Source organism: Streptomyces agglomeratus (genome assembly GCF_001746415.1).
Classification (GTDB): Bacteria; Actinomycetota; Actinomycetes; order Streptomycetales; family Streptomycetaceae; genus Streptomyces; species Streptomyces agglomeratus.
Genome location: NZ_MEHJ01000001.1, coordinates 1,101,500 through 1,122,466 on the forward strand (window position 1 = coordinate 1,101,500; position 20,967 = coordinate 1,122,466).

At 70.3% G+C, this 20,967-nt stretch carries 17 protein-coding genes and 1 pseudogene; 8 read left to right on the plus strand and 10 right to left on the minus strand.

The features are described from left to right. The first annotated feature begins 36 nt into the window (after positions 1 to 36). Positions 37 to 540, plus strand: a complete 504-nt coding sequence (locus AS594_RS04535) for an ATP-binding protein (protein WP_069925778.1) — start codon at positions 37 to 39, stop codon at positions 538 to 540. 323 nt (positions 541 to 863) lie between these two features. Further along, entirely contained in the window at positions 864 to 1,283 is a 420-nt protein-coding gene (locus AS594_RS45965; protein WP_240508933.1) for a putative antibiotic biosynthesis monooxygenase, read from the plus strand. 33 nt (positions 1,284 to 1,316) lie between these two features. Here AS594_RS45965 and AS594_RS04545 read toward each other — a convergent pair whose 3' ends face one another. Then, complete coding sequence (locus AS594_RS04545) at positions 1,317 to 1,922, minus strand: flavodoxin family protein (RefSeq protein WP_069934951.1); 606 nt, start codon at positions 1,920 to 1,922, stop codon at positions 1,317 to 1,319. A 230-nt stretch (positions 1,923 to 2,152) separates the two neighbouring features. Between AS594_RS04545 and AS594_RS04550 the strand changes: the two genes are divergently transcribed. Together AS594_RS04550 and AS594_RS04555 are read left to right on the plus strand one after the other, a co-directional pair. Then, a complete protein-coding gene (locus AS594_RS04550; RefSeq protein WP_069933472.1) occupies positions 2,153 to 2,521 on the plus strand; it encodes an antibiotic biosynthesis monooxygenase family protein in 369 nt (122 codons plus the stop codon). A gap of 203 nt (positions 2,522 to 2,724) precedes the next feature. After that, positions 2,725 to 3,582 (plus strand): hypothetical protein, encoded by an 858-nt coding sequence (locus AS594_RS04555; protein ID WP_069925782.1) that lies wholly within the window; start codon positions 2,725 to 2,727, stop codon positions 3,580 to 3,582. Positions 3,583 to 3,720: 138 nt separating this feature from the next. Here the strand turns inward: AS594_RS04555 and AS594_RS04560 are convergent, their stop codons facing one another. Together AS594_RS04560 and AS594_RS04565 are read right to left on the minus strand one after the other, a co-directional pair. Continuing rightward, positions 3,721 to 5,808, minus strand: a complete 2,088-nt coding sequence (locus tag AS594_RS04560; RefSeq protein WP_069925783.1) for an RICIN domain-containing protein — start codon at positions 5,806 to 5,808, stop codon at positions 3,721 to 3,723. After that, entirely contained in the window at positions 5,733 to 7,883 is a 2,151-nt protein-coding gene (locus AS594_RS04565) for a beta-galactosidase (RefSeq protein ID WP_079148686.1), read from the minus strand. The genes AS594_RS04560 and AS594_RS04565 overlap by 76 nt, the downstream gene beginning before the upstream one ends. Before the next feature lie 209 nt (positions 7,884 to 8,092). Here AS594_RS04565 and AS594_RS04570 point away from each other — a divergent pair. After that, a pseudogene (locus AS594_RS04570) lies at positions 8,093 to 9,296 on the plus strand (IS110 family RNA-guided transposase). A gap of 137 nt (positions 9,297 to 9,433) precedes the next feature. On the opposite strand, the gene AS594_RS04575 reads toward AS594_RS04570, so the two are convergent. Genes AS594_RS04575 through AS594_RS04585 form a run of 3 tightly spaced genes read right to left on the minus strand, consistent with a single transcriptional unit; the run spans position 9,434 to position 12,688 of the window. Further along, positions 9,434 to 10,774, minus strand: a complete 1,341-nt coding sequence (locus AS594_RS04575) for an ABC transporter substrate-binding protein (RefSeq protein WP_069925785.1) — start codon at positions 10,772 to 10,774, stop codon at positions 9,434 to 9,436. A gap of 33 nt (positions 10,775 to 10,807) precedes the next feature. Next, on the minus strand, positions 10,808 to 11,758 hold the full coding sequence (locus AS594_RS04580) for a carbohydrate ABC transporter permease (protein WP_069934952.1): 951 nt from the start codon (positions 11,756 to 11,758) through the stop codon (positions 10,808 to 10,810). Positions 11,759 to 11,761: 3 nt separating this feature from the next. Further along, the gene (locus AS594_RS04585) at positions 11,762 to 12,688 is read right to left on the minus strand and encodes a carbohydrate ABC transporter permease (RefSeq protein WP_069925787.1); all 927 of its coding nucleotides are present in this window, start codon (positions 12,686 to 12,688) and stop codon (positions 11,762 to 11,764) included. 280 nt (positions 12,689 to 12,968) lie between these two features. On the opposite strand from AS594_RS04585, the gene AS594_RS04590 reads away from it, so the two are divergent. Next, positions 12,969 to 13,952, plus strand: coding sequence for a LacI family DNA-binding transcriptional regulator (locus AS594_RS04590; protein ID WP_167367982.1), 984 nt, complete (start codon positions 12,969 to 12,971; stop codon positions 13,950 to 13,952). 33 nt (positions 13,953 to 13,985) lie between these two features. On the opposite strand, the gene AS594_RS04595 is transcribed toward AS594_RS04590, so the two are convergent. Next, positions 13,986 to 14,825 (minus strand): class I SAM-dependent methyltransferase, encoded by an 840-nt coding sequence (locus AS594_RS04595; RefSeq protein ID WP_069925789.1) that lies wholly within the window; start codon positions 14,823 to 14,825, stop codon positions 13,986 to 13,988. 269 nt (positions 14,826 to 15,094) lie between these two features. Here AS594_RS04595 and AS594_RS04600 point away from each other — a divergent pair, with 269 nt between their 5' ends. Continuing rightward, the gene (locus AS594_RS04600) at positions 15,095 to 16,624 is read left to right on the plus strand and encodes an APC family permease (RefSeq protein ID WP_069925790.1); all 1,530 of its coding nucleotides are present in this window, start codon (positions 15,095 to 15,097) and stop codon (positions 16,622 to 16,624) included. Positions 16,625 to 16,690: 66 nt separating this feature from the next. After that, positions 16,691 to 17,581 (plus strand): rhamnogalacturonan acetylesterase, encoded by an 891-nt coding sequence (locus tag AS594_RS04605; RefSeq protein ID WP_240508934.1) that lies wholly within the window; start codon positions 16,691 to 16,693, stop codon positions 17,579 to 17,581. Between the two features lie 61 nt (positions 17,582 to 17,642). On the opposite strand, the gene arfA is transcribed toward AS594_RS04605, so the two are convergent. The 3 genes from arfA to AS594_RS04625 all read right to left on the minus strand — a co-directional run bounded on the left by arfA (position 17,643) and on the right by AS594_RS04625 (position 20,933). Beyond that, positions 17,643 to 19,157, minus strand: a complete 1,515-nt coding sequence (arfA, locus tag AS594_RS04610; protein ID WP_069925792.1) for an arabinosylfuranosidase ArfA — start codon at positions 19,155 to 19,157, stop codon at positions 17,643 to 17,645. A 243-nt stretch (positions 19,158 to 19,400) separates the two neighbouring features. Next, the gene (locus AS594_RS04620) at positions 19,401 to 19,829 is read right to left on the minus strand and encodes a VOC family protein (protein WP_069925794.1); all 429 of its coding nucleotides are present in this window, start codon (positions 19,827 to 19,829) and stop codon (positions 19,401 to 19,403) included. Positions 19,830 to 20,000: 171 nt separating this feature from the next. Next, complete coding sequence (locus AS594_RS04625) at positions 20,001 to 20,933, minus strand: aminoglycoside phosphotransferase family protein (protein WP_069925795.1); 933 nt, start codon at positions 20,931 to 20,933, stop codon at positions 20,001 to 20,003. Positions 20,934 to 20,967 lie beyond the last annotated feature (34 nt).

The following is a 20,967-nucleotide window of genomic DNA, read 5'->3' on the forward strand; positions in this document are numbered from 1 at the left end:
GGGGCCGCTCCGCTCCCCCGAGGAGGTGCCGGCCGGATGCCATGCCCGGACGGGACAGAGCCGGCCGTGGCGGTGCTCGTCGGACTCCAGGCTTCCGGTAAGTCCTCGTTCTACGAGCAGTGCCTCGCGGGCCGTTACGCGCTGGTCAGCAAGGACCTCTTCCCCCGCGCCGCGCGGAACAAGCAGGGACGCCAGATGCGGCTCATGGAGGCGGCCCTCGCCGCCGGGCAGTCGGTGGCGGTCGACAACACCAACCCGTCGCCGCGGGAGTGGGGCCCGCTGGTGGCCCTGGGGCACGCCCACGGCGCCACGGTCACGGCGTACTGGTTCCCGCCCGACATCGGGGACTCGCTGCGGCGCAACGCCGAACGGGAAGGACGAAGCCGTGTACCGGACGTGGGTGTGCGTGCCACGTTCGCCCGGCTGTGCAAGCCGGTGCTCTCGGACGGGTTCGACGCCGTACGGGAAGTGCGGTTCGACGGCCATGGCGGTTTCGAGGTGCGGGACGCCGCCGCTGACCTGTTGCCCGGTGAGTGCTGAAGGCGGACGGACTCGCCCCCTTGCGCCGCACGCCCTCACCGGTGCCCGGCCCCGGGCTCGCCCCGGCTTGTGCCCGCGGGACTCGGCGCGACCCCTTCGGCGTACAGCGCCTAGGGTGGGGCCCGGCGCGGCACGGCACGGCACGACGAGGAGACACCTGGTGACCGCGATCAGTCTTGAGCACGCCGCCGTACCGGCCGACACGGGCGAGGTGACGCTGCTCATCGCCCGGCAGGTGGAGCCCGGCCACGAGGCCGCCTTCGAGAAGTGGGCCTCGGGCATCCTCGACAGCCGCCCGCTTCCCCGGGCACCTGGGATACGGCTTGTTCCGGCCGTCGGCCGACGGCAACCCGTGGTTCCTCGTCCACCGCTTCCGCGATGCCGCCGCGTGCCGGACCTGGCAGGAGTCCCCGGAACGGGCAGCGTGGTTCGACCACTGCGAGGGGCACCACCACACCGAGATCGCCCGGCGCGAACTGACCGGTATGGAAACGTGGTTCGCCAAGCCCGGATCGGTCGAGCCGGCCCCGCCCCGCTGGAAGATGGCGATCAGTTCGTCGCTCGCCGTCTACCCGATCTCGCTGGCGGCCAACGTCACGTTCGTCCCGCCGCTCGCCACCGCGCTGCCGCTCCTGCTCAACACGGCAGTGATATCGGCCGTGTTGAGCATCACCATGACGTACGTGGCCATGCCCGCCGTCAGCCGGCTGCTGCGCGGCTGGCTCGGCAGGAACAGGGCCTGACGGCCGAACGGCTCCGGTACGGCTTCGCCCGTGTCAGGCCGGCGGTGCCTGCATGGGGTGCGCGGCCAGCGCCTCGGCCGTGGCGAGCAGGTTGGCGGCCATCGCGCGGGCGGTCCGGTGGGCCCATTCGTGCCCGCGGTCGTCGTCGAGGTAGTCGGGGCCGGCGCCGGGGCCCAGGTGCCAGTACGTCCATGCCTGGCCCGGAATCGTGTAGCCGATGTCGCCGAGGGCGCCGCCGATCTCACTGATGACGTGGTGGGCGCCGTCCTCGTTGCCGGTGACGACGACGCCGGCGACCCTGTTGTACGCCACCGGCCGGTCCTGGTCGTCGGTCTCCGAGATCATCGCGTCCATCCGCTCCAGCACCCGCTGGGCGACCGATGAAGGCCGGCCGAGCCAGGTCGGGGACGCGATGACGAGTATCTCGGAGTGCAGCAGCTGGGCGTGCACCCGCGGCCAGTCGTCCCCCTTGCCCATGTCCGACTTCACACCGGGCAGCAGATTGAGGTCGACCGCCCGTACCGACTCCACGCTCACCCCCCCGGACACCAGTTCCGCGGTGACTACCTGCGCCAGCGCCTCGGTGTTCGAGGGCTCCGGCGAAGGCTTGAGGGTGCAGTTGATCAGGAGAGCTCGCATGCAGGGTCCACTGCCCGGCAATCCCGCTCGTACACGAGCGTGGGCGCGGGCCGGCCGCGATCACGGCCGAGGCGGCGCCGGTGCGCCCGGCCCCTCCCCCTTCCCGAAGGGCTCGATCAGACGCGCGCAGCTGTCGTCGCCGTGCCCCTTCGCCACTGCGCGGCGAACGGCCGCCGTCCCCAACCGGGGCTTATGAGTGGTCAGTTGGCCAGCGCCTATAGGGTTTTGCCATGACCACAGACAGCCAGCCGGTGCCCGAGCCGGCCTCGTCCGTCACGTTCATCAACATCTTCGAAGTGGCGGCCGGACAGCTCGACGCGTTCGTCGCCCAGTGGCGGCAGCGGGCGGCGATCATGAGCACCAAGCCCGGATTCCTCGACTCCCGGCTGCACCGGGCCCAAGCGTCCGAGAGCCGGTTCCAGCTCGTCAACGTGGCCCACTGGGAGAGCCGGGAGGCGTGGGAGGCCGCCACCGCCGACACCGAGTTCCGGGCGCGCACCCAGGCCGCCCGTGACAGTTCGCAGGTGCCGATCACATCGAACCCGGGCTTGTACGACGTAGCCGTCGAGTTCTCGGCCGCGCAGGCGGAGCCCAGGTAGTCGCACGTACGCCGAACCGGCCAACTTGGCACGGCGGGGTTCAGCGGGGCGCATGGCGCGGAAGGGCTGTCCGGCCGACTGACAGCGAGTACAACGAGGGTGCCAGTTCGGCCAGTTCGCGGGCCGGCCGAGTCGTCGTCACTGTCATCATGAGCCGCCGGCCCTCACCGCGGGCCCTCGACGCGCCGAAAGAAGGATCACGCATGCTCAGACGACTGTGCACCTTTGTCGCGGCCCTGGTGGTCACCGTGACCACGGGTGCCGGCACCGCTCAGGCCGAGGGCCGCGCCGACACACCGACGAAGCGCGTCTACAACGCCATGCAGTTCGCCCACCCCTCCGCCCCCGACGCCTTCTGCACGATCGGCGCGGTCGGTACGGACGACTACGGGCGCAAGATAGCCATCTCGGCGGGACACTGCGCCGGGGGTACGGAGTACGCGGACCGCGAGATCCACGAGAACGTCGCGCCCGTCTACGACCGGCACGATTTCGCGTTCGGCCCGATCGGATACATGCGGTACTTCAAGAGCCCCGAGGGCTCCATGACGGGGCACGCGACCAAGGACTACATGGTCATCGAGCTGGTCCCCGAGGTCACGCTCTCTTCCCAGGGGCCGCATCTGAAGCAGACCGGCATGGTGGAGGTCCCGTCCGGCGCCGCCAGTCCGAACGCCCTGAAGCCCGCGCTCAGCAACGAGCGCCTGCTCGGTGCCGGCCTCTTCGACAACAACGAGCTCGTGGTGTCGGGCCAGTCGGGGGTCTGGTACGGACGCATCACCAACAACTCGTCCGGCATCTACCAGTCCCATGCCCCGCACCAGGCGGGTGATTCGGGCGGCCCGGCCGTCTGGCACGTGCCGGGCAGCGCGTACCCCTCCGAGGCCAACGGCTTCCGGGCCCAGGGGCCGTGGGCCGGAATCACCAAGGCGCGCATCCTCGGCATCCCGCCCTACGTCTACACCAGCTCGGCGAACATCCTCGCCGACCTCCGTGCCCGCGACGCCGCCGACCCCGCCGACATCTACGGCGGGGGCTTCGAGGTGACGGCCAACCCGTAACGGGCCGGTGGAGCGCCCGGCCGACTCCCCCGGCGACACGTGTCCCCTTCTCCGCCGTGGACTCACGGCGGAGAAGGGGACGGGCGCGCGGAGACGGGGGCGTACGCGCGGGGACGGCACCCGGGTGTGCCCGAGCGGTTACTCCGGCCGGGCAGTCGTGCGGGCCGTCACGTCGGACACCTTCCAGCGCTGGTTGGCACCGGAGTTCGGCGTCCACAGCGTCACCGCTGCCCCGTCGTGCGTGGCCTGTCCGCCCACCTCCAGCAGCCTGCCGGTGGCTGCGTTGACGAGGGTCCAGGTGCCGTCGCCGGTCGTCGACATGATCCACTGGGCGGCCTTGTCGCGGGGGCCGCTGTCGGCCTCCAGCAACGGGGCGCCGTCGCGCACGGCCAGGCGCTTGCCTTCCGCCGGGTTGGTGAACACGTACCGCTGCCGGTTGCCGGTGTCACCGCTGATCTGCCGAAGCTGCCACTGCCGGGCCGGATCGGCGGCGTCCGTGCTCGCGGTCCTAATGACGAGGCCCGTGCCGTTGGCGGCGGTGGTGAGCACCTTGCCGCTCTGCACTCCGGTCAGCCGGTACGTGTGCCCCTTCCGCAGCAGGGCGGCATCCTTCGCGGCACCGGAGACGCCCTTCACGACGAAGGAGGTCACCGACTCGGCGGGTACGGTGAAAGTGGCCTTCCGGTCGCTGACCGCGACAGCCCCGTGGCGCTGTAGTTTGCCTGCCGCGCTGGTCACGACGGGGGTGACGGTGGCATGGCGGGCGAGGTGGCCGAATTTGGACAGGTCGACCGTGACGGTACGGGCGCCGGTGGTGCTGTTGACGTGAACCACTGTCGCCGAGTCGCCCTTCCCGGAGACCGTGGCGGCGCTGGAGGTGTCGTCGACGCCGATCAGCCGGTCACCGGGCTTGATGAAGTGCGTGAAGTTGCGGGCCGTGTCGAACTTCGTGTTGGTACGGATGGGGCATGTGGCGAGCGTGTCCTTCGGCGTACAGCTGAACGGGAGCTGGATGCTCCCCCAGTTGCCGCCCCTGGCCGACTCCCCGCCGGGCTTCATGTTGTCGTAGTCCTCGACGGGCTGCCAGAACATCCAGGCCCGCGGTTCGAGTTCGCGGAGATCGTCGACCATGTGCTGGGCCAGTCCGAGGCCGGGCGACATGTCCTCGAAGTCCTGCCCGTCGCCCCAGTCGCCCTCGACCTCGCTCATCCACAGCGGCTTGTCCTCCGCCTTGGCGAGATCGCGTACCGAGGTGCGGCCGGCCGTGCCGTAGGTGTGGACGTTCATCTGCTCGACGAGGTCGCGCACTTCCCGGGGATACGTGTTCCAGTTCTGCGCGAAGATGCCGGGGTTGGTCTCGTCCATCGCGGAGATCTTCGCGTCCGTACGGGATCTCTCCAGCGCGGAAGCCAGTGCGCGGAGCACCTTCTGCTGGAGCTCGGGCCCGATGTGTGCCCCTTCCTGGCGGCCGCCGACCGGTTGGCCGTCGGCTCCCAAGCGGGTCCCCCAGTAGGTGGTGTTGGGTTCGTTGAACGGGTCGAGTGTGCCGACCTTGATGCCGTGCGCCTTTTCCAGCCGCTCGGTCGCGCCCGCCAGGTAGGCGGCGAAGTCGTCGGCGGATCCGTCCTTGAGCTGGTCGGTGGAGGAGTCGAAGCCGCCGGAGACATAGCCGCTGTGGGTCATGAACCACGGTGGTGAGTTGCTGAACGTCTCCCAGTGGTCGATGTCCTTCTTGATCCGGTCCACCCACCAGCGCTGCGTGGCGTCGGCCCGCGGATTCCAGTCCGCGAGGTCCTCGGCGCTCCACCAGTCGGTGTCCTCCCGGGTGGTGCCCTCGGGCGCCTTCCACCAGCCTTCGACCGCTCCCCCGGCACGGAGGTAGTCCTTGACGTCGGGCGCGTTGCCGCCGCCGATGTTGTAGCGGGCGATGTTCAGGGCGAGGCCGTCGTCACCGAAGAGGAGGCCGGCGAGCTTCTGACGTATCTCTTCCGGATAGTCACCGGTGGCGTTGGCGAACCAGACGAGGCTGGTGCCCCAGCCCTGGAAGCTCTCGTGCCGGTAGGAGGGGTCGGGCCGGACGGTGACGGTGGAGTCCGCGGCGAAGGCCGCCGCGGCGGTCCGCGCCCGGGCCTCCTGCGGCGGGACGGTGATCAGGGCGGCCCCGGTGGCCAGGGCGGTGATGCCGATGACCCCGAGGAGTCGTCGCGTGCGGGTGCGGTGTGCCATCGTGTGCTCCCAACTCGTCGTACGGGGGTGTCAGGGGCGGGCTGGCGCAGTACGGCGACCTCTCTGGGGGCCAGCACGAGCGCGCCGTCGGCGTCCGCCCGGCCGGTCAGGATGTCCCCGGCGAGTCCGGGCAGCGGAACCGGCTCGTCGGTCCGGTTGGCGAGGAACAGGTAGCGGCTGCCGGAGCCGCGGCGTACGGCCTGCTCGACGCGTCCTCGCGCCGCTGGGGGCAGCTCGCTCCGCACTCCGGCGGTGTCCAGCAGCCGCGGCAGCAGGGCGGCCAGGCCGTCCGTTCCCAGCCGGGTGGAGACGTACGCGGCCGAGCCCCCGCCCACGGCGCGGCGGGTGACGGCGGGGCGGCCGGCGTACTCGCCCGTGCGGTAGTGGGCCAGGACCTCCACCTCCGGGTCCGTGACGCTGATCCGGTCGGTCCACAGTGAACCCGTGCTCGCGTCGTCGAGTGCGACGGTGTCGCCGTCGAGCAGCGGGCCGAACTCCTCGATGCGGATGCCGAGCAGGTCGCGCAGAGCGCCCGGATAGCCACCGAGCCAGACGTGGTCGTTCTCGTCGACGACACCGGAGAAGTACGTGGTGACCAGGTGGCCGCCGTTCTCGACGTACCGCGTGAGCTCCTTGGCCAGGGCCGCGGGGACCACGTGCAGTACGGGCGTGATCAGGAGCTGGTACCGGCCGATCTCGGCCTCGGTGGTGACGACATCGGCTCGTACCCCGAGAGCGAGCAGAGCCGAGTACCAGTCGAGGGCCTCCTGGCGGTAGTCGAGCCGGGAGGTGGGGTGGGAGTCCTGCTCGCTCGCCCACCACGACTCCCAGTCGAAGACGATCCCCACCCGGGCCGGCTCCCGCTCGGTGCCCGCGACCGGCGCCAGCGCCCGAAGCGTGCGCCCGAGGCCGACCACCGCACGGAAGACGTCGCTGTCGGGACCGGCGTGCGGCACCATCGCCGAGTGGTACTTCTCGGCGCCCGCCGCCGACTGGCGCCACTGGAAGAAGCACACGGCGTCGGCGCCGTGCGCGACGTGCAGCAGGGAGTCGCGGGCGAGGTCGCCGGGGCGTTTGGCCGCGTTGACGGGCTGCCAGTTGACGGCGCTGGTGGAGTGCTCCATGAGGAACCACGGGCGTCCGCCGGCGACCGCGCTGGTGAGGTTGGCGGAGAAGGACAGCTCGTCGCGGTCCTGGGGGCCGGGGTGGACGTAGTGGTCGTTGGAGACGAAGTCGATCTCACCGGCCCAGTCGGCGTAGTTCATGCCCTTGGTGCCGCCCATGACCATGAAGTTCGTGGTGACGGGTACGTCCGGGGTGGTCTCGCGCAGGACGTCGCGTTCCGCGCGCAGGTACTCCTTCAGCGCGTCCGAGGAGAAGCGCTTGAAGTCGAGCTGCTGGGTGGGGTTGGGGTGGGAGGCGGCCAGCCGGGGCGGCAGGATCTGGTCCCAGCCGCTGTAGCGCTGCGACCAGAACGCCGTGCCCCAGGCGTGGTTGAGGGCGTCCACGGTGGTGTAGCGGGTGCGCAGCCAGCCCCGGAAGGCGGTGGCGGCGTCGTCGGAGTAGTCGTAGATGTTGTGGCAGCCCAGCTCGTTGGAGATGTGCCAGGCCACCAGGGCCGGGTGGCCTGCGTACCGCCGGGCCATCTCCCGCACTAGGCGCAGCGCGTGCGTGCGGAAGACCGGGGAGGTCGGGCGCCAGTGCTGCCGCGCCCCCGGCCACACCGTCTCGCCGGAGGCGGTCACCGGGAGGATCTCCGGGTGCGCCGTGGTGAGCCAGGGCGGCGGGGACGCGGTGGCGGTGGCCAGGTCGACGCCGATGCCGTGCGCGTGCAGGAGGTCCATGACCTCGTCGAGCCATGCGAAGTCCCACACGTCCTCGGCCGGCTGGATACGGGCCCAGGAGAAGATCCCGAGGGAGACGATGTTGACGCCGGCCTCGCGCATGAGCCGGACGTCTTCCTCCCACACCTCGCGCGGCCACTGCTCGGGGTTGTAGTCCGCGCCGTAAGCGAGGCGCGGGACGGAGTCGCCGTCCGGCCCGTGCGGCAGGTGGGACAGGAGGGTGGAGATCATGGTGGTCCCTAAGAATGGTTGGCGGTCCGGGAGGACCGGGTGTGGCTGATGGCGGTCTGTCGTTGATGGCTCGGAAGGACTGGCCGCCCGGTTCTCCGGGACGCTCCGACCACTGATTGAGAACTGCGGTCATCGCTGGTTAGGGACCTGTCGGCGGGGTGTTCTTCGGACCATGCAGTGCTGGTCACGAGGGACATGGAGCGACGGCTTTGAGTACGTCTGGCAGGCGGATATGGGTCGGCGTTGATGCCGGCAAGGGGCACCACTGGGCCGTGGCCCTGGACGCGGACGGCGAAGCGCTGTTCTCGACGAAGGTCATCAACGACGAGACGCAGATCCTCACTCTCATCGAAACGGCCCGTGAGAAGGCGGACGAGGTGCGGTGGGCGGCGGACATCTCCGGACGGGCCTCCACCCTGCTCGTGGCCCTGCTGGTCGCGCACGGCCAGCAGGTGGTCTACGTGCCCGGCCGGACCGTCAACCGGATGACCGGTGCCTACAAGGGCGAGGGAAAGACCGATGCCAAGGGACGCCCGGGTCATCGCGGACCAGGCACGCATGCGCCGGGACTTCGCTCCGCTGGACACACCCCCCGAGCTGGTCTCCACTTTGCGGGTGCTGACGAACTACCGGGCCGACCTGATCGCCGACCGGGTCAGGCTGATCAACCGGCTCCGTGACCTGCTGGTCGGCATCTGCCCCGCTCTGGAGCGGGCCTTCGACTACTCCGCGGCCAAGGGTCCGGTGGTCATGCTGACCGAGTACCAGACCCCGGCCGCCCTGCGAAGGATCGGCGTGAAGCGGCTGACGACCTGGCTGGAACGCCGCAAGGTCCGCGGCGCCGACGCTGTCGCGGCCAAGGCCGTCGAGGCCGCCCGGTCCCAGCAGATCGTGTTGCCCGGCGAGAAGCGGGCGGCGAAGCTGGTCTGCGATCTCGCTCACCAGCTCCTGGCCCTGGACGAGCGGATCAAGGACAACGACCGGGAGATCCGCGAGACCTTCCGCACCGATGAGCGGGCCGAGATCATCGAGTCCATGCCCGGCATGGGCCCGATCCTCGGTGCCGAGTTCGTCGCCATCGTCGGCGACTTGTCCGGCTACCGTGACGCCGGCCGCCTTGCCTCGCATGCCGGCCTGGCTCCGGTCGCCCGGGACTCCGGCCGCCGCACCAACAACTACCACCGGCCCAAGCGCTACAACCGGCGCCTGCGGCACATCTTCTACATGGCCGCGCAGACCGCGATGATGCGGCCCGGCCCCTCCCGGGACTACTACCTCAAGAAGCGCGGCGAAGGGCTGCTGCACACCCAGGCCCTGCTCTCGCTCGCCCGACGCCGGATCGACGTGCTCTGGGCGATGCTGCGTGACGGAAGGCACTTCACCTCCGCCCCACCGGTCACGCAGACGGCTTGACACGATCATTGAGATTCCTTCCGGCGTGCCGCCCGGGCGGCACGGGATGCGGGATCACGGCGTGACGTGTGGGGGTCGCGCCGTGATGTGCGGGGGTCGCGGCGCGACGTGTGGGGGTCGCGGCGTGGTGTGCGGGGTTACTTCTCGACGGTGAAGCCCTGCTCCGTGCCGTACTTGGCGGAGGCGTCCTGCCAGGCCTTCAGGCCCTCGGACAGCGGCGTGTCGGAGACGTACGCCTTGCCTGCGGTGTCGTTGAAGACGGAGTTCGCGTACACCTGGTAGGGCAGGTACGACCAGTCGTCGGCGACGTTCGCGGCCGACTCGGCGAATATCTTGTTGGCCTTCTGCCCGCCGAAGTAGGGGAACGCGGTGTTCTGGAACGCGTCCGACTGGAGGTCCGCGGTGGTCGCCGGGAAGGCGCCGCCCTTGAGGCGGGTCTGCACGCCCTTGCCTGCGTTCGCGTACTCGGTGAAGGCGTAGGCGAGTTCCTCGTTCTCGCCGAGCTCGGGCAGGGCCAGGGAGCTGCCGCCGTTCTCGGCGCTCGCCTTGTCACCGGCGGTCCATTGCGGCAGCGGCGCCACCCGCCAGTCGCCCGCGGCGCTCTTCACGCCGGAGGCGAGGTTGGCGGGCATCCAGGCACCGACGGCCAGGGTCGCGATGGTGCCGTCGCCCATCCCCTTGTACCACTCGTCGGTCCAGGGGTTGACCGGTGCGAGCAGCTTCTCGTCGAGGAGTTGCTGCCATGTGTCGGTGTACGTGGTGGCGCCCTCGTCGGCGAGGTTGATCCGCACCTTGGTGCCGTCGACCTCGTACGGGCGTGAACCGGCCTGCCACAGCAGGCTGGTGGTGGCGCCCGCGTCACCGGTGTCGCTGGTGATGTAGACCTCGGGGTCGGCCTTGTGCAGGTCGCGGGCCGCCTCGACGTACTCGTCCCAGGTGGCCGGCACCTTGACCTTGTGCTTGTCGAAGACCTTCTTGTTGTAGAACAGGGCCATGGGACCGGAGTCCATCGGCAGGCCGTAGATCTCCTCACCGGTCTTCACGGCGTTCCACGGACCGGGCGAGTAGGCGGTGGCGAGCTTGCCGGCCCCGTAGGGCGCGAGGTTCGTCAGGCCCTTCGTCAGCGCGTACTGGCCCAGGGCGTAGTACTCGATCTGCGCGACGTCGGGGACGCCCTTCTTCGCCGCGATGGCGTTCTGGAGTGCGGTGTACTGGTCCTTGTTCGTACCGGCGTTGACCAGCTCGACCTTGACGGCGGGGTGTTCCTTCTGGAAGTCGGCGGCGACCTGCTTGAGCGTGGGCTCCCACGCCCAGACGGTGATCGTGCCGCCCTTCTTCAGGGCCGCCCGGATGTCCTGGGCGGATACCCGCTTGCTGTTCGAGCCGCCGTCCGCCGAGCCGCCGCAGGCGGTCGCCCCCAGGCCGAGGGCGCAGACGATACCGATGCCGCGCAGCAGGCGGCGGGTGTTCATGGGCATGGTGGCGCTTCCACTTCTTCGTGGCGGAATGGACTATTCCTTGACGCTTCCGGCGGCGAGGCCGGACTGCCAGTACTTCTGGAGCAGCAGGAACGCCGCGATCAGCGGCAGGACGGTGATCAGCGAACCGGTGATCACCAGGTTGAAGACGGCTTCGCCGCCGGCGGTCGCGGCCTGCGCGTTCCAGCTGTTCAGGCCCAGGGTCAGCGGGAACCAGTCCGGGTCCTTGAGCATGATCAGCGGCAGGAAGTAGTTGTTCCAGGTCGCGACCATCGTGAACAGCAGCACGGTCACGATGCCGGGTGCCAGCAGCGGCAGGCCGACCTGGAAGAACGTGCGCACCTCGCCGGCGCCGTCGATGCGGGCGGCCTCCATCAGCTCGGTGGGGATGGCCTCGGTGGCGAAGACCCACATCAGGTACAGGCCGAACGGCGAGATGAGGGAGGGGATGACGACCGCCCACGGGGTGTCGGTCAGGCCCATCCCGCTGAACATCAGGAAGGTGGGCACGGCCAGGGCGGTGCCCGGCACGGCGACGGCGCCGATGACCACGGCGAACACGGCGCGTTTGCCGGGGAAGTCGAACTTCGCCAGCGCGTAGCCGCCGAGGACCGCCAGGAAGGTGGCGCCGCCGGCGCCGAGACCGACGTACAGCAGGGTGTTCAGCAGCCAGCGGGTGAAGACGCCGTCGTTGTACGTGAACGTCGTGCTGATGTTGTCCCACAGGGCGAAGTCGCCGCCGAACCAGAGACCGGACGAACCGGCCAGTCCTTCCTGGGTCTTGGTGGCGCTGACGGCCAGCCACAGGAGGGGCACCAGGGCGTAGAGCAGGACCAGGCCGGTGAGGACGGTGAGGAGCACACTGCGACGGGGCCGGCGGCCGGCGGTGTGCCGGCGGGGGGTACACAGGCGGGGCGCGGAGGGGGGCGGGTCGCCGGCCGGCCGCGGGGTGGGCCGGAAGGCGGTGGTGGCGGGGCTGCTCATCGTTCACGCTCCCTTGCGCATGCCGCGCAGCTGGACGACATAGGCGATCACCATGGTGATCAGGGCCATGACGATGGCTACCGTGGCGGAGTAGTTGTGCTGCTGGCCGGAGAAGGAGAGCGAGTACGTGTAGAAGTTCGGCGTGTAGTCGGTGGTGATGGCGTTGGGCGCCAGGTTCCGCAGGATGCTCGGCTCGTTGAAGAGCTGGAAGCTGCCGATGACGGAGAAGATCGTCGCGATCACGAGGGCCCCGCGGATCGCGGGCAGCTTGATGGCCGTGACCACGCGGATCTGGCCGGCTCCGTCGATCTCCGCCGCTTCGTACAGGGAGTGCGGGATCACCCGCAGCGCCGAGTAGAAGATGAGCATGTTGTAGCCCACGAACTCCCAGGTGACGATGTTGCCGATGGACGCCAGGACGAGATCGGGAGAGAGCGGGTCGGGCAGCGGGACCCCGAAGGTGTCCTCGATGTCACCCACGAGGCCGAAGCGGGTGCCGTACATGAAGCCCCACATCAAAGTGGCGACCACGGCGGGCACGGCGTACGGCAGGAAGATCGCGATCCGGAAGAAGTCCTTGCCGTACAGACGGCCGCTGTCCAGCGCGAGGGCGACGAGCAGGGCGAGGCCCAGCATGATCGGCACCTGCACCGCCAGGAACACCGAGACCCGGGCCAGGGAGGACCAGAACTGGCCGTCCTGGAGTGCCTGCTGGTAGTTGTCCAGGCCGACGAAGGCGGTGCCGCCGATCAGCCGGTCGCGGAAGAGGCTGAGGTAGACGGAGTAGCCGACGGGGGCGAGGAAGACCAGGGTGAAGACCGCGGCGAAGGGGCCGATGAAGCCCCATGCCGTCCAGGAGCGCCGGCTCTTCCTCACCCCGGCCGGAGCCGGGCGCCGTCTCGCGGCCACCGGCGGTTGCAGCGTCGTCATGTCGTTCCTCGTCGTCCTCTCGGAACCGGCGTCTCGTGCCGCCCTGATGTTTACGCAAACATCCCCGGCCGTGAGCAGCTCGGGGCTGTTATGTTTACGTAAACATCCGGTGGCGGCATGTCTACACTGCCCCGGAGACGGTGGTCAAGGGTCGCTGCGGTAACAGCGGCTCGGGCAGCGAGGGATACGGGTGGAAACAGCGGACGGCACCTCGGCGGGCAGGCCACGGCAGCGGACACGCACCGGGAAGCGGCCCGCGGGCCGGGCACAGAGCGCGTCCATGGCGGACGTCGCGCGCGTGGCCGGGGTCTCCTCGCAGACGGTCTCCCGTGTCGCGAACGGCTACGCGGGCGTGACGGAAGAGACCCGGCAGCAGGTGCTGGCGGCCATGAAGGAGCTGGGCTACCGGCCGAACAGCGCCGCGCGGGCACTCAAGCGCGGCGAGTTCCGCACCATCGGCGTCATCACCTTCGGCCTCTCCACCACGGGCAACGTACGTACGCTCGAAGCCATCGCCACCTCGGCGGCGCACGAGGGCTACGCCGTCACGCTCCTGCCCGTCGCCGTGCCCACGCAGGACGAGGTGCGCGGGGCGTTCTCGCGGCTGGGGGAACTGGCCGTCGACGCGGTCATCGTCATCCAGGAGGTGCACCTGCTCGACGCGGTGCCCCTCGACCTGCCGCCGAACGTCCAGGTCGTCGTGGCCGACTCGGACGCCGGAGACCGGTACACCGTGGTCGACACCGACCAGGCGGGCGGAACCCGTACCGCCGTACGCCACTTGCTGGACCTGGGCCACCGCACGGTCTGGCACCTCGCGGGCCCCGAGGAGTCCTACGCGGCGCAGCGCCGCGCCGACGCGTGGCGCGCGGAACTGACCCGGGCGGGCCGCACCCCGCCGCCCCTGGTGCGGGGCGACTGGTCGGCGGAGTCCGGCTACCGGGCCGGACTGGAACTCGCCTCCCTGGAGGACTGCTCAGCGGTCTTCGCCGCCAACGACCAGATGGCGCTGGGCCTTCTGCGCGCCCTGCACGAGCGGGGCCGCACGGTGCCGGACGACGTCAGTGTCATCGGTTTCGACGACATTCCCGAGTCCGGTTCCTTCCTGCCTCCCCTGACCACCGTCCACCAGGACTTCGCCGAAGTGGGCCGGCGCTGCGTCGAGGGCGTCCTGCGGCAGATGCGTCACGACGCGACGGCGCACGGCACCACGCTCGTCCCCACCCGGCTGGTGGTACGCGACAGCACCGCCCCGCCGCCCTGATCCGGGCCGCGTCCGCCCGCCGCGGCCCGGCCCTCAGCCCCGCTTACGGGCCGTGAACAGCAGGTACTCCCACTCCATGACGAAGGTGCCCCCGCCGCCGCCGTGGCGCTGCGCGAGGGCGTCGAGATCGCGGTCGAGCGCGGCGGCCCGCTCGGTGTCGTCCCCGATGTTCCGGTACGCGGCGATGGTGGGGCCGTAGTTGGTCTTGAAGTACTCCCGGAAGTCCTCCGGCTTCGCGAAACGGTCCACGCGTACGGTCCGGCGGTGCGCTTCGACGTCCGTGACCCGGTCACCGAGCAGCTCCCGGACATGGTCCTCCCGGCCCCACAGCGGCGGGGGCTGAGCTCCGGGCGGCGGCGCCGGTGCGTACGGCTTCATCGTGGCGAACATCTGGCCGATGAAGCCCTCCGGAGTCCAGTTGATCAGGCCGATGGTGCCACCCGGGCGACAGACCCGGAGCAGCTCGTCGGCAGCGGCACGGTGATGCGGGGCGAACATGATCCCCACGGTCGACATGACGGTGTCGAACTCGCCGTCGGCGAAGGGCAGCGCCTCCGCGTCGGCCTCACGCCACTCCAGCTCCGCGCCGCGCTCGGCCGCGAACCCGCGTCCGGTCTCCAGCAGCTCGGGCGTGAGGTCGGACGCCACGACGCTCGCCCCGGCGAGAGCCGCGGGGATCGCGGCGTTGCCCGACCCGGCCGCGATGTCCAGGACACGTTGGCCGCTCCGGACGTCGCACGCGCGCACCAGGGTCGGGCCCAGCTCCGGAATGAGCTGCGTGGCCACGGCCGGATAGTCACCCAGCGCCCACATCTTGCGGTGCTTGGCCTTGACCGCGCGGTCGGCCTCGGCGGCGTTGTTCGTTTCGGTCATGTCACTCTCCCCGGATGTTCGGCGTAACGCCAAGGTAGGAGCGGGCGGGGGCCCGGACCTCGAACGGGGTCCGGACGGGCGGCACCTCGACCGGGATGGCGTAAGCGGTACGCGTGGCGGCACGTCGGCCGGCCGCTGCGCAAGCCGGTAGCACGCGGGGAGCGGTCGAGCCCGTGCCGGGTGCCGCGGATGCCGTCGGCCTGACGCCACCAGGAAACGGAACCGGGGACGTTCAGGGTTCTTGCGGCGATATCGACCAGACTGGGGTAATGGATCAGGGAGCCGAGCACGCCGGGGATCGTGAGGACCTCAAGTCCAAGGGCCTCAGCCGTAACACCCTCGGCCTGCTCGGCGGCACGGTGATCGGTGTCTCCACCGTCGCCCCCGCCTACAGCCTCACCGCCACACTCGGACCGAGCGTCGGCGAGGCCGGGCTGCGGATGCCCGCGGTCTTCCTCGCCGGGTTCGTGCCGATACTGCTGGTGGCCTTCGCCTACCGCGAGCTGAACAAGGTGCTGCCCGACTGCGGCACCTCCTTCGCCTGGTCGGTCAAGGCGTTCGGCCCCAGCACCGGCTGGATGTGCGGCTGGGGCCTGCTGATGGCGTCCGTCGTGGTGCTCTCCAACCTCGCCGGGGTGGCCGCGTCGTTCCTCTACCTCTTTCTGGGCGAGGTGGCCGGCAACCCGGATCTCACCGACCTCAACGACAACAAGGCCGTCCATGTCCTGACCACCCTGGCCTTCATCGCCGCCGCCACCGTCATCAGCTACCGCGGCATCACCGTCACCGAGTGGCTCCAGTCCGTACTGGTCGGCCTGCAACTGGCCGTACTCGCCCTGTTCATCGTCATGGCGATCTCCACAGCCGGGGAGGATCCAGGGGCGCTCGACTTCTCCTGGTCCTGGCTGGACCCGTTCGGCGTCGGGTCCTTCACCGCCTTCACCGCAGGCGTGACCCTGTCGATGTTCATGTACTGGGGCTGGGACTCCTGCCTGACGGTCAATGAGGAGAGTGTCGGCAGCGAGAGGACTCCCGGCCGCGCCGCGCTGCTCTCGGTCGTCATCATCCTCTGCACCTACCTGCTCGTCGCCGTCGCCGCCCAGATGTACGCGGGCATCGGAACCGAGGGCACCGGTCTCGGCAACCCCGAGACCTCGGACAACGTCTTCGCCGCACTCGCCTATCCGGTCATGGGCTCCGGCACCGGAGTGCTGCTCTTCGTCGCGGTGCTGACCAGCGCCGCCTCCAGCCTCCAGACCACGTTCATCCCGGTGGCCCGCACCGCCCTGGCGATGAGCACCTACAAGGCCCTGCCGGCGACGTTCGCCGTCGTGCATCCTCGCTTCAGGAGCCCCGCCCGTGCCACCGTCGCGGCGGCCGTCGTCACCGGCTCCTTCTATACCCTGATGACCCTGGTCAGTGAGAACGTCCTGCTGGACACCGTCTTCGCGCTCGGGCTCATGATCAGCTTCTACTACGGGATCACGGCCTTCGCGTGCGTCTGGTTCTTCCGCGGCGAACTGCGGCGCTCGCCGGGAAGCCTGCTGATGAAGGGCGTCCTGCCGGGCCTCGGCGGCCTGATGCTCGCCGGCGTGTTCCTCCGCACAATGAGGGACAGCTGGGAGCCATCCTACGGCAGCGGCAGCTCGGTCGCCGGCGTCGGCAGCGTCTTCGTCATCGGCGTGGGTCTGCTGCTCCTCGGTGCGGTGATCATGCTGCTGATGCGGCGTCGCAGCCCGGAGTTCTTCCGCGGCGAAGTGCTGCACCGGGCCACCCCGCCGCTCACCCTGGAGGACTGACGGGGACTGCGTTCCGTCGTGCCCGGCAACGCATTGCGTGAGCGGCGGCGACAAGAGGTCGGACGCATGTCCCCCTACCTCCACCGTCAGGAGCGCCAGATGAGCCCCAGCGGCGACCACGACCGCCCGACTCCGATCACGGCCACGAGCCGCAGACGCTTTCTCACCGGTGCCACCGCCGTACTCGGCGCCGGACTGTGCCTCACCGGCACCGCGGCGGCGGACTCGCGGCGTACGGCCACCGGCACAGCGGCCACCGCCACCGTGTACATCGCCGGTGACTCCACCGCGCAGACGTACCGCGCCGGATACCACCCGCAGGCGGGCTGGGGTCAAACGCTTCCCGGCTTCTTCACCCCGCACATCACGATCGCCAACCACGCCATAGGCGGACGCAGTTCGCGGAGCTTCGTCGAGCAGGGACGGCTGGCCGCCATCCACCGGGCGATCCGGCCGGGCGACTACCTGTTCGTGCAGTTCGGGCACAACGACGCCACCGTGGGCAACCCGGAGCGCTACACCTCACCCGCGGACTACAAGGAGTACCTGCGCAACGACTACATCAGGGCCACCCGTGCGCGCGGCGCGACACCGGTCGTCGTCACGCCCGTGTCGCGCTGCTCGTACAACATGTCGACCGGTGAGTTCAACGTTTCCTTCCCCGCGTACGTGAACGCCGCGCGCGCCGTCGCGGCCGAGGAGAGAGCCCCGCTGGTCGACCTCTCGGAGCTCAGCCGGGTGTTCCTGACGAGGCTCGGCGCGGAGGCGTCCAAGGGCCTCTTCCTGTGGCTGGCCCCGGGGCAGTACCCCAACTTCCCGAACGGCGTCCAGGACAACACCCACTTCCAGACGAAGGGAGCCACCGAGATGTCACGCCTGGTCGCGAGGGCCGTGTCCACACTCGGTCTGCCGCTGTCCGGCGAGGTGATACCGGCCCCTCGCCGTTCTTCCGTGTGAGGCGCCGTGCGGTGGGCCGGTCCGCGCCCGGCCCACCGTCGCCGTGTTCCGGCCGGGTCCCTCAGCCCAGCCGGATCACGTTCCAGGAGAGCGGCTCCAGGGTGGCGCTCAGCGTGCCGCCCCGGAGCGTCGTGCCCGTCGCGTCGTGCGGCGTGACGCGCTCGGGATCGGTGAGGGTGTTACGGGCCTCGGGGTCGGCGTCGGCCAGCACGCTGTGCTCCACGACCGCCGTCAGGCCCGTTCCCTGGAGCGCCACTTCGAGCGGCATCGGCTCGCTCTGGCTCCGGTTGACCGCGAACACGGTCACCGTGCCGTCGTCGGCGCGTACCGCCGTCGCGTGCAGCAACGGCACCTCGCCGTACTTCCTCGTCCCGTGCACCGGCGCGTCCACCCGCACGTCCAGCACGCGCCCCCGCCCGTGCCGCGACGCCTGCGCGAAGGGGTAGAAGGTCGTCTGCCGCCAGGCCGGTCCCCCCGGCTCCGTCAGGATCGGCGCGATGACGTTCACCAACTGGGCGAGGCAGGCGACGGTGACCCGGTCCGCGTGGCGCAGCAGCGCGATCAGCAGGGAGCCGAAGACGACGGCGTCGGTGACGGAGTAGTTGTCCTCCAGGAGGCGGGGCGCCTCGGGCCAGTCGAGGGGGTTCTCCTCGGCCTCGCGCTGTGCCCTGGAGAGGTACCAGACGTTCCACTCGTCGAAGGAGAGGTTGATCTTCTTCTTCGACTTCAGCCGCGCCCCGACGTGGTCGCAGGTCGCGACGACGTTCTCGATGAAGGACTCCATGTCGACGGCCGAGGCCAGGAAGGAGTCCCGGTCGCCGTCGAGTTCCTCGTAATAGGCGTGCAGCGAGATGTAGTCGACGAGGTCGTACGTCTCGGCGAGTACGGTCGCTTCCCACTCGGCGAAGGTGTCCATCGACTGTGCCGACGAACCGCAGGCGACCAGCTCGACGGACGGGTCCAGTTGGCGCATCGCCCGTGCGGTCTCGGCCGCGAGGCGCCCGTACTCCCCGGCCGTCTTGTGGCCCGTCTGCCAGGGCCCGTCCATCTCGTTGCCGAGGCACCAGAGCCGGATGCCGAAGGGGTCCTTGTCTCCGTGGGCGGCCCGCAGGTCGGAAAGCGCCGTGCCGGCGGGGTGGTTGGCGTACTCCTGGAGTTCGAGGGCCTCGGCCACGCCCCGGGTTCCGAGGTTGACGGCCATCATCGGTTCGGCCTGTGGCCCGATCTTCTTCAGGAAGGCGATGTACTCGCTGAGCCCGAAGCGGTTGCTCTCGGTGGACCGCCAGGCCAGGTCGAGGCGGCGTGGCCGTTCGCCGGCCGGGCCGACGGAGTCCTCCCACTTGTAGCCGGACACGAAGTTGCCACCCGGGTAGCGGACGGCGGTGACACCCAGCTCGCGGACGAGTGCGAGTACGTCCGTGCGCAGGCCCTCCTCGTCGGCCGAGGGGTGGCCGGGCTCGTGGATGCCGGTGTAGACGCAGCGGCCGAGGTGTTCGACGAAGGAGCCGAAGAGCCGTGGGTCCACGTCGCCGACCGTGTAGTCGGGGTGCAGGGTGAAGCGCGCGGGACGGGTCATGACTCCCTCAACCAGGTTCGGCATACCGGACGTTGAACGGCTCCCCGGACAGACCGTAAGGCGGCCCCGAACCCGGGGTCAATGGCCGGGCGGCCACGTCCGGGCGGCCGGACACCGCGACCGGGAACGCCATCGCGCCCGTGATGAACTCCCACGGCATCCGAAGGGCCCTGGTGGGGCGACGGTCCGCGGCGATCCGGGCCACCCCGGCGGGGAGGCTCGACGGATCGCCGCCGGATCCTGTTACGGGCGGACGTAGGGGCGGGTCATGATCTCCATGTTGTGGCCGTCCGGGTCGTCGAAGTAGGCGCCGCGGCCGCCGAAGAGACGGTTGATCTTGCCGGGTTCGGTGTGACCGGGGTCGGCGTAATAGGTGACTCCGACCGCCTCAAGCCGAGCGATCACGGCGTCGAACTGCGCGTCGGGCACGAGGAACGCGTAGTGCTGCGACTGGATCGGCTCGTCTCTCATTTCGTAGTAGTCGAGCGTCACGCCGTTGCCGAGATCGACGGGCAGGAAGGGCCCGAACGGGGCGCCGGCCGTCAGTCCCAGGATCACTGCGATGAACTCCGCCGACAGGTGCCGGTCACTGGCGTGAACGACGGTGTGGTTCAGCTCTACGGCGGTCACCGACCGCTCGGAGGCGTGCGGGTGCTGCTGTGCGTACGACATCAGTGGGTGTGTCTCCGTGACTTCGAATCCGCTGGGAGGGGGGCGCCACACGGGCGCCGGCAGCAAGAACACGGAGCAGGGCGGGGCTCTGGCCCGCCTCGGGCTCACGCCGAGGCCGGGAGCCTCACTCGTGCATGGCCCATGGCCGACCCGGCAGTCACCCGAACGACCTTAGTGCGGGGCCGGGTTCGGGGCAACGTCGTGCTGGTCCTCTTCCAGCACCGCCCGGATCACGTGCCGGGCGTTGTGCGCCATCGCCCGGTTCGTCGTCCGGTAGTGCGGCAGGGCGATCAGTGCCTGCGAGAGCGTCCGCCCCCGGCCGCGCTCCCAGGTCGCGTCGTCCACGCACAGCGCCTCGCGGAAGACCTCCCTCGCGGGCGGCGGGAGAAGATTCCACGCCGGGAACAGGTCGCAGGCCGGATCGCCCACTCCCACGCACCCGAAGTCGATCACCGAGGTCAGCCTGCCGCCGCGCACCAGCAGATTGCCCGGCATCAGGTCGGCATGCAGCCACACCGGCGGCCCGTCCCAGGCCGGGGCCCGCAGCGCGTCCTCCCATACGGCGGCCACGGCATCACAGTCGATGCCCTCCTGCGGGATCCCGCGCAGCTCCTCGATCGCCGCCCGCGTCGACGCGTCGAGCGAGGCGAGCGGCCCGCCGCGGTGGGCCTCCGGCGCCCCCGGCAGGGTGACGCTCCGCATCGCCGTCACGAACCCGGCAAGGTCCCCGGCCAGCGCCACCGGCTCGCTCAGCGCCCCCGCCTCGGGGTTCTCCCCCGCCAGCCACCCGTACACCGACCACGGCCACGGATACCCCTCGGCGGGCTCCCCGGCCCCGAGCACCTCGGGGACTGCGGCCGGCAACCGGGGCGCGAGGCGGGGCAGCCACTCGCGCTCCAGCGCCACGTCCCCGGCGCCGCCTTCCCTCAGCGGAAGCCGTACGGACATGCGGTCGCCCAGCCGGTACACCTCGTTGACCGTGCCCCCGGACGGAAACCGCTCCACCGCCAGCCCCGCCCACTGCGGGAACTGGCCGGCGATCAGCCTCCGTACGAGGTCGTCGTCGACGGGGTGCGGGCCGGGATACGACTGCGCTGCGCTCATGGGCAGCCATCCGACCCCCGGACGCCGGGGAACG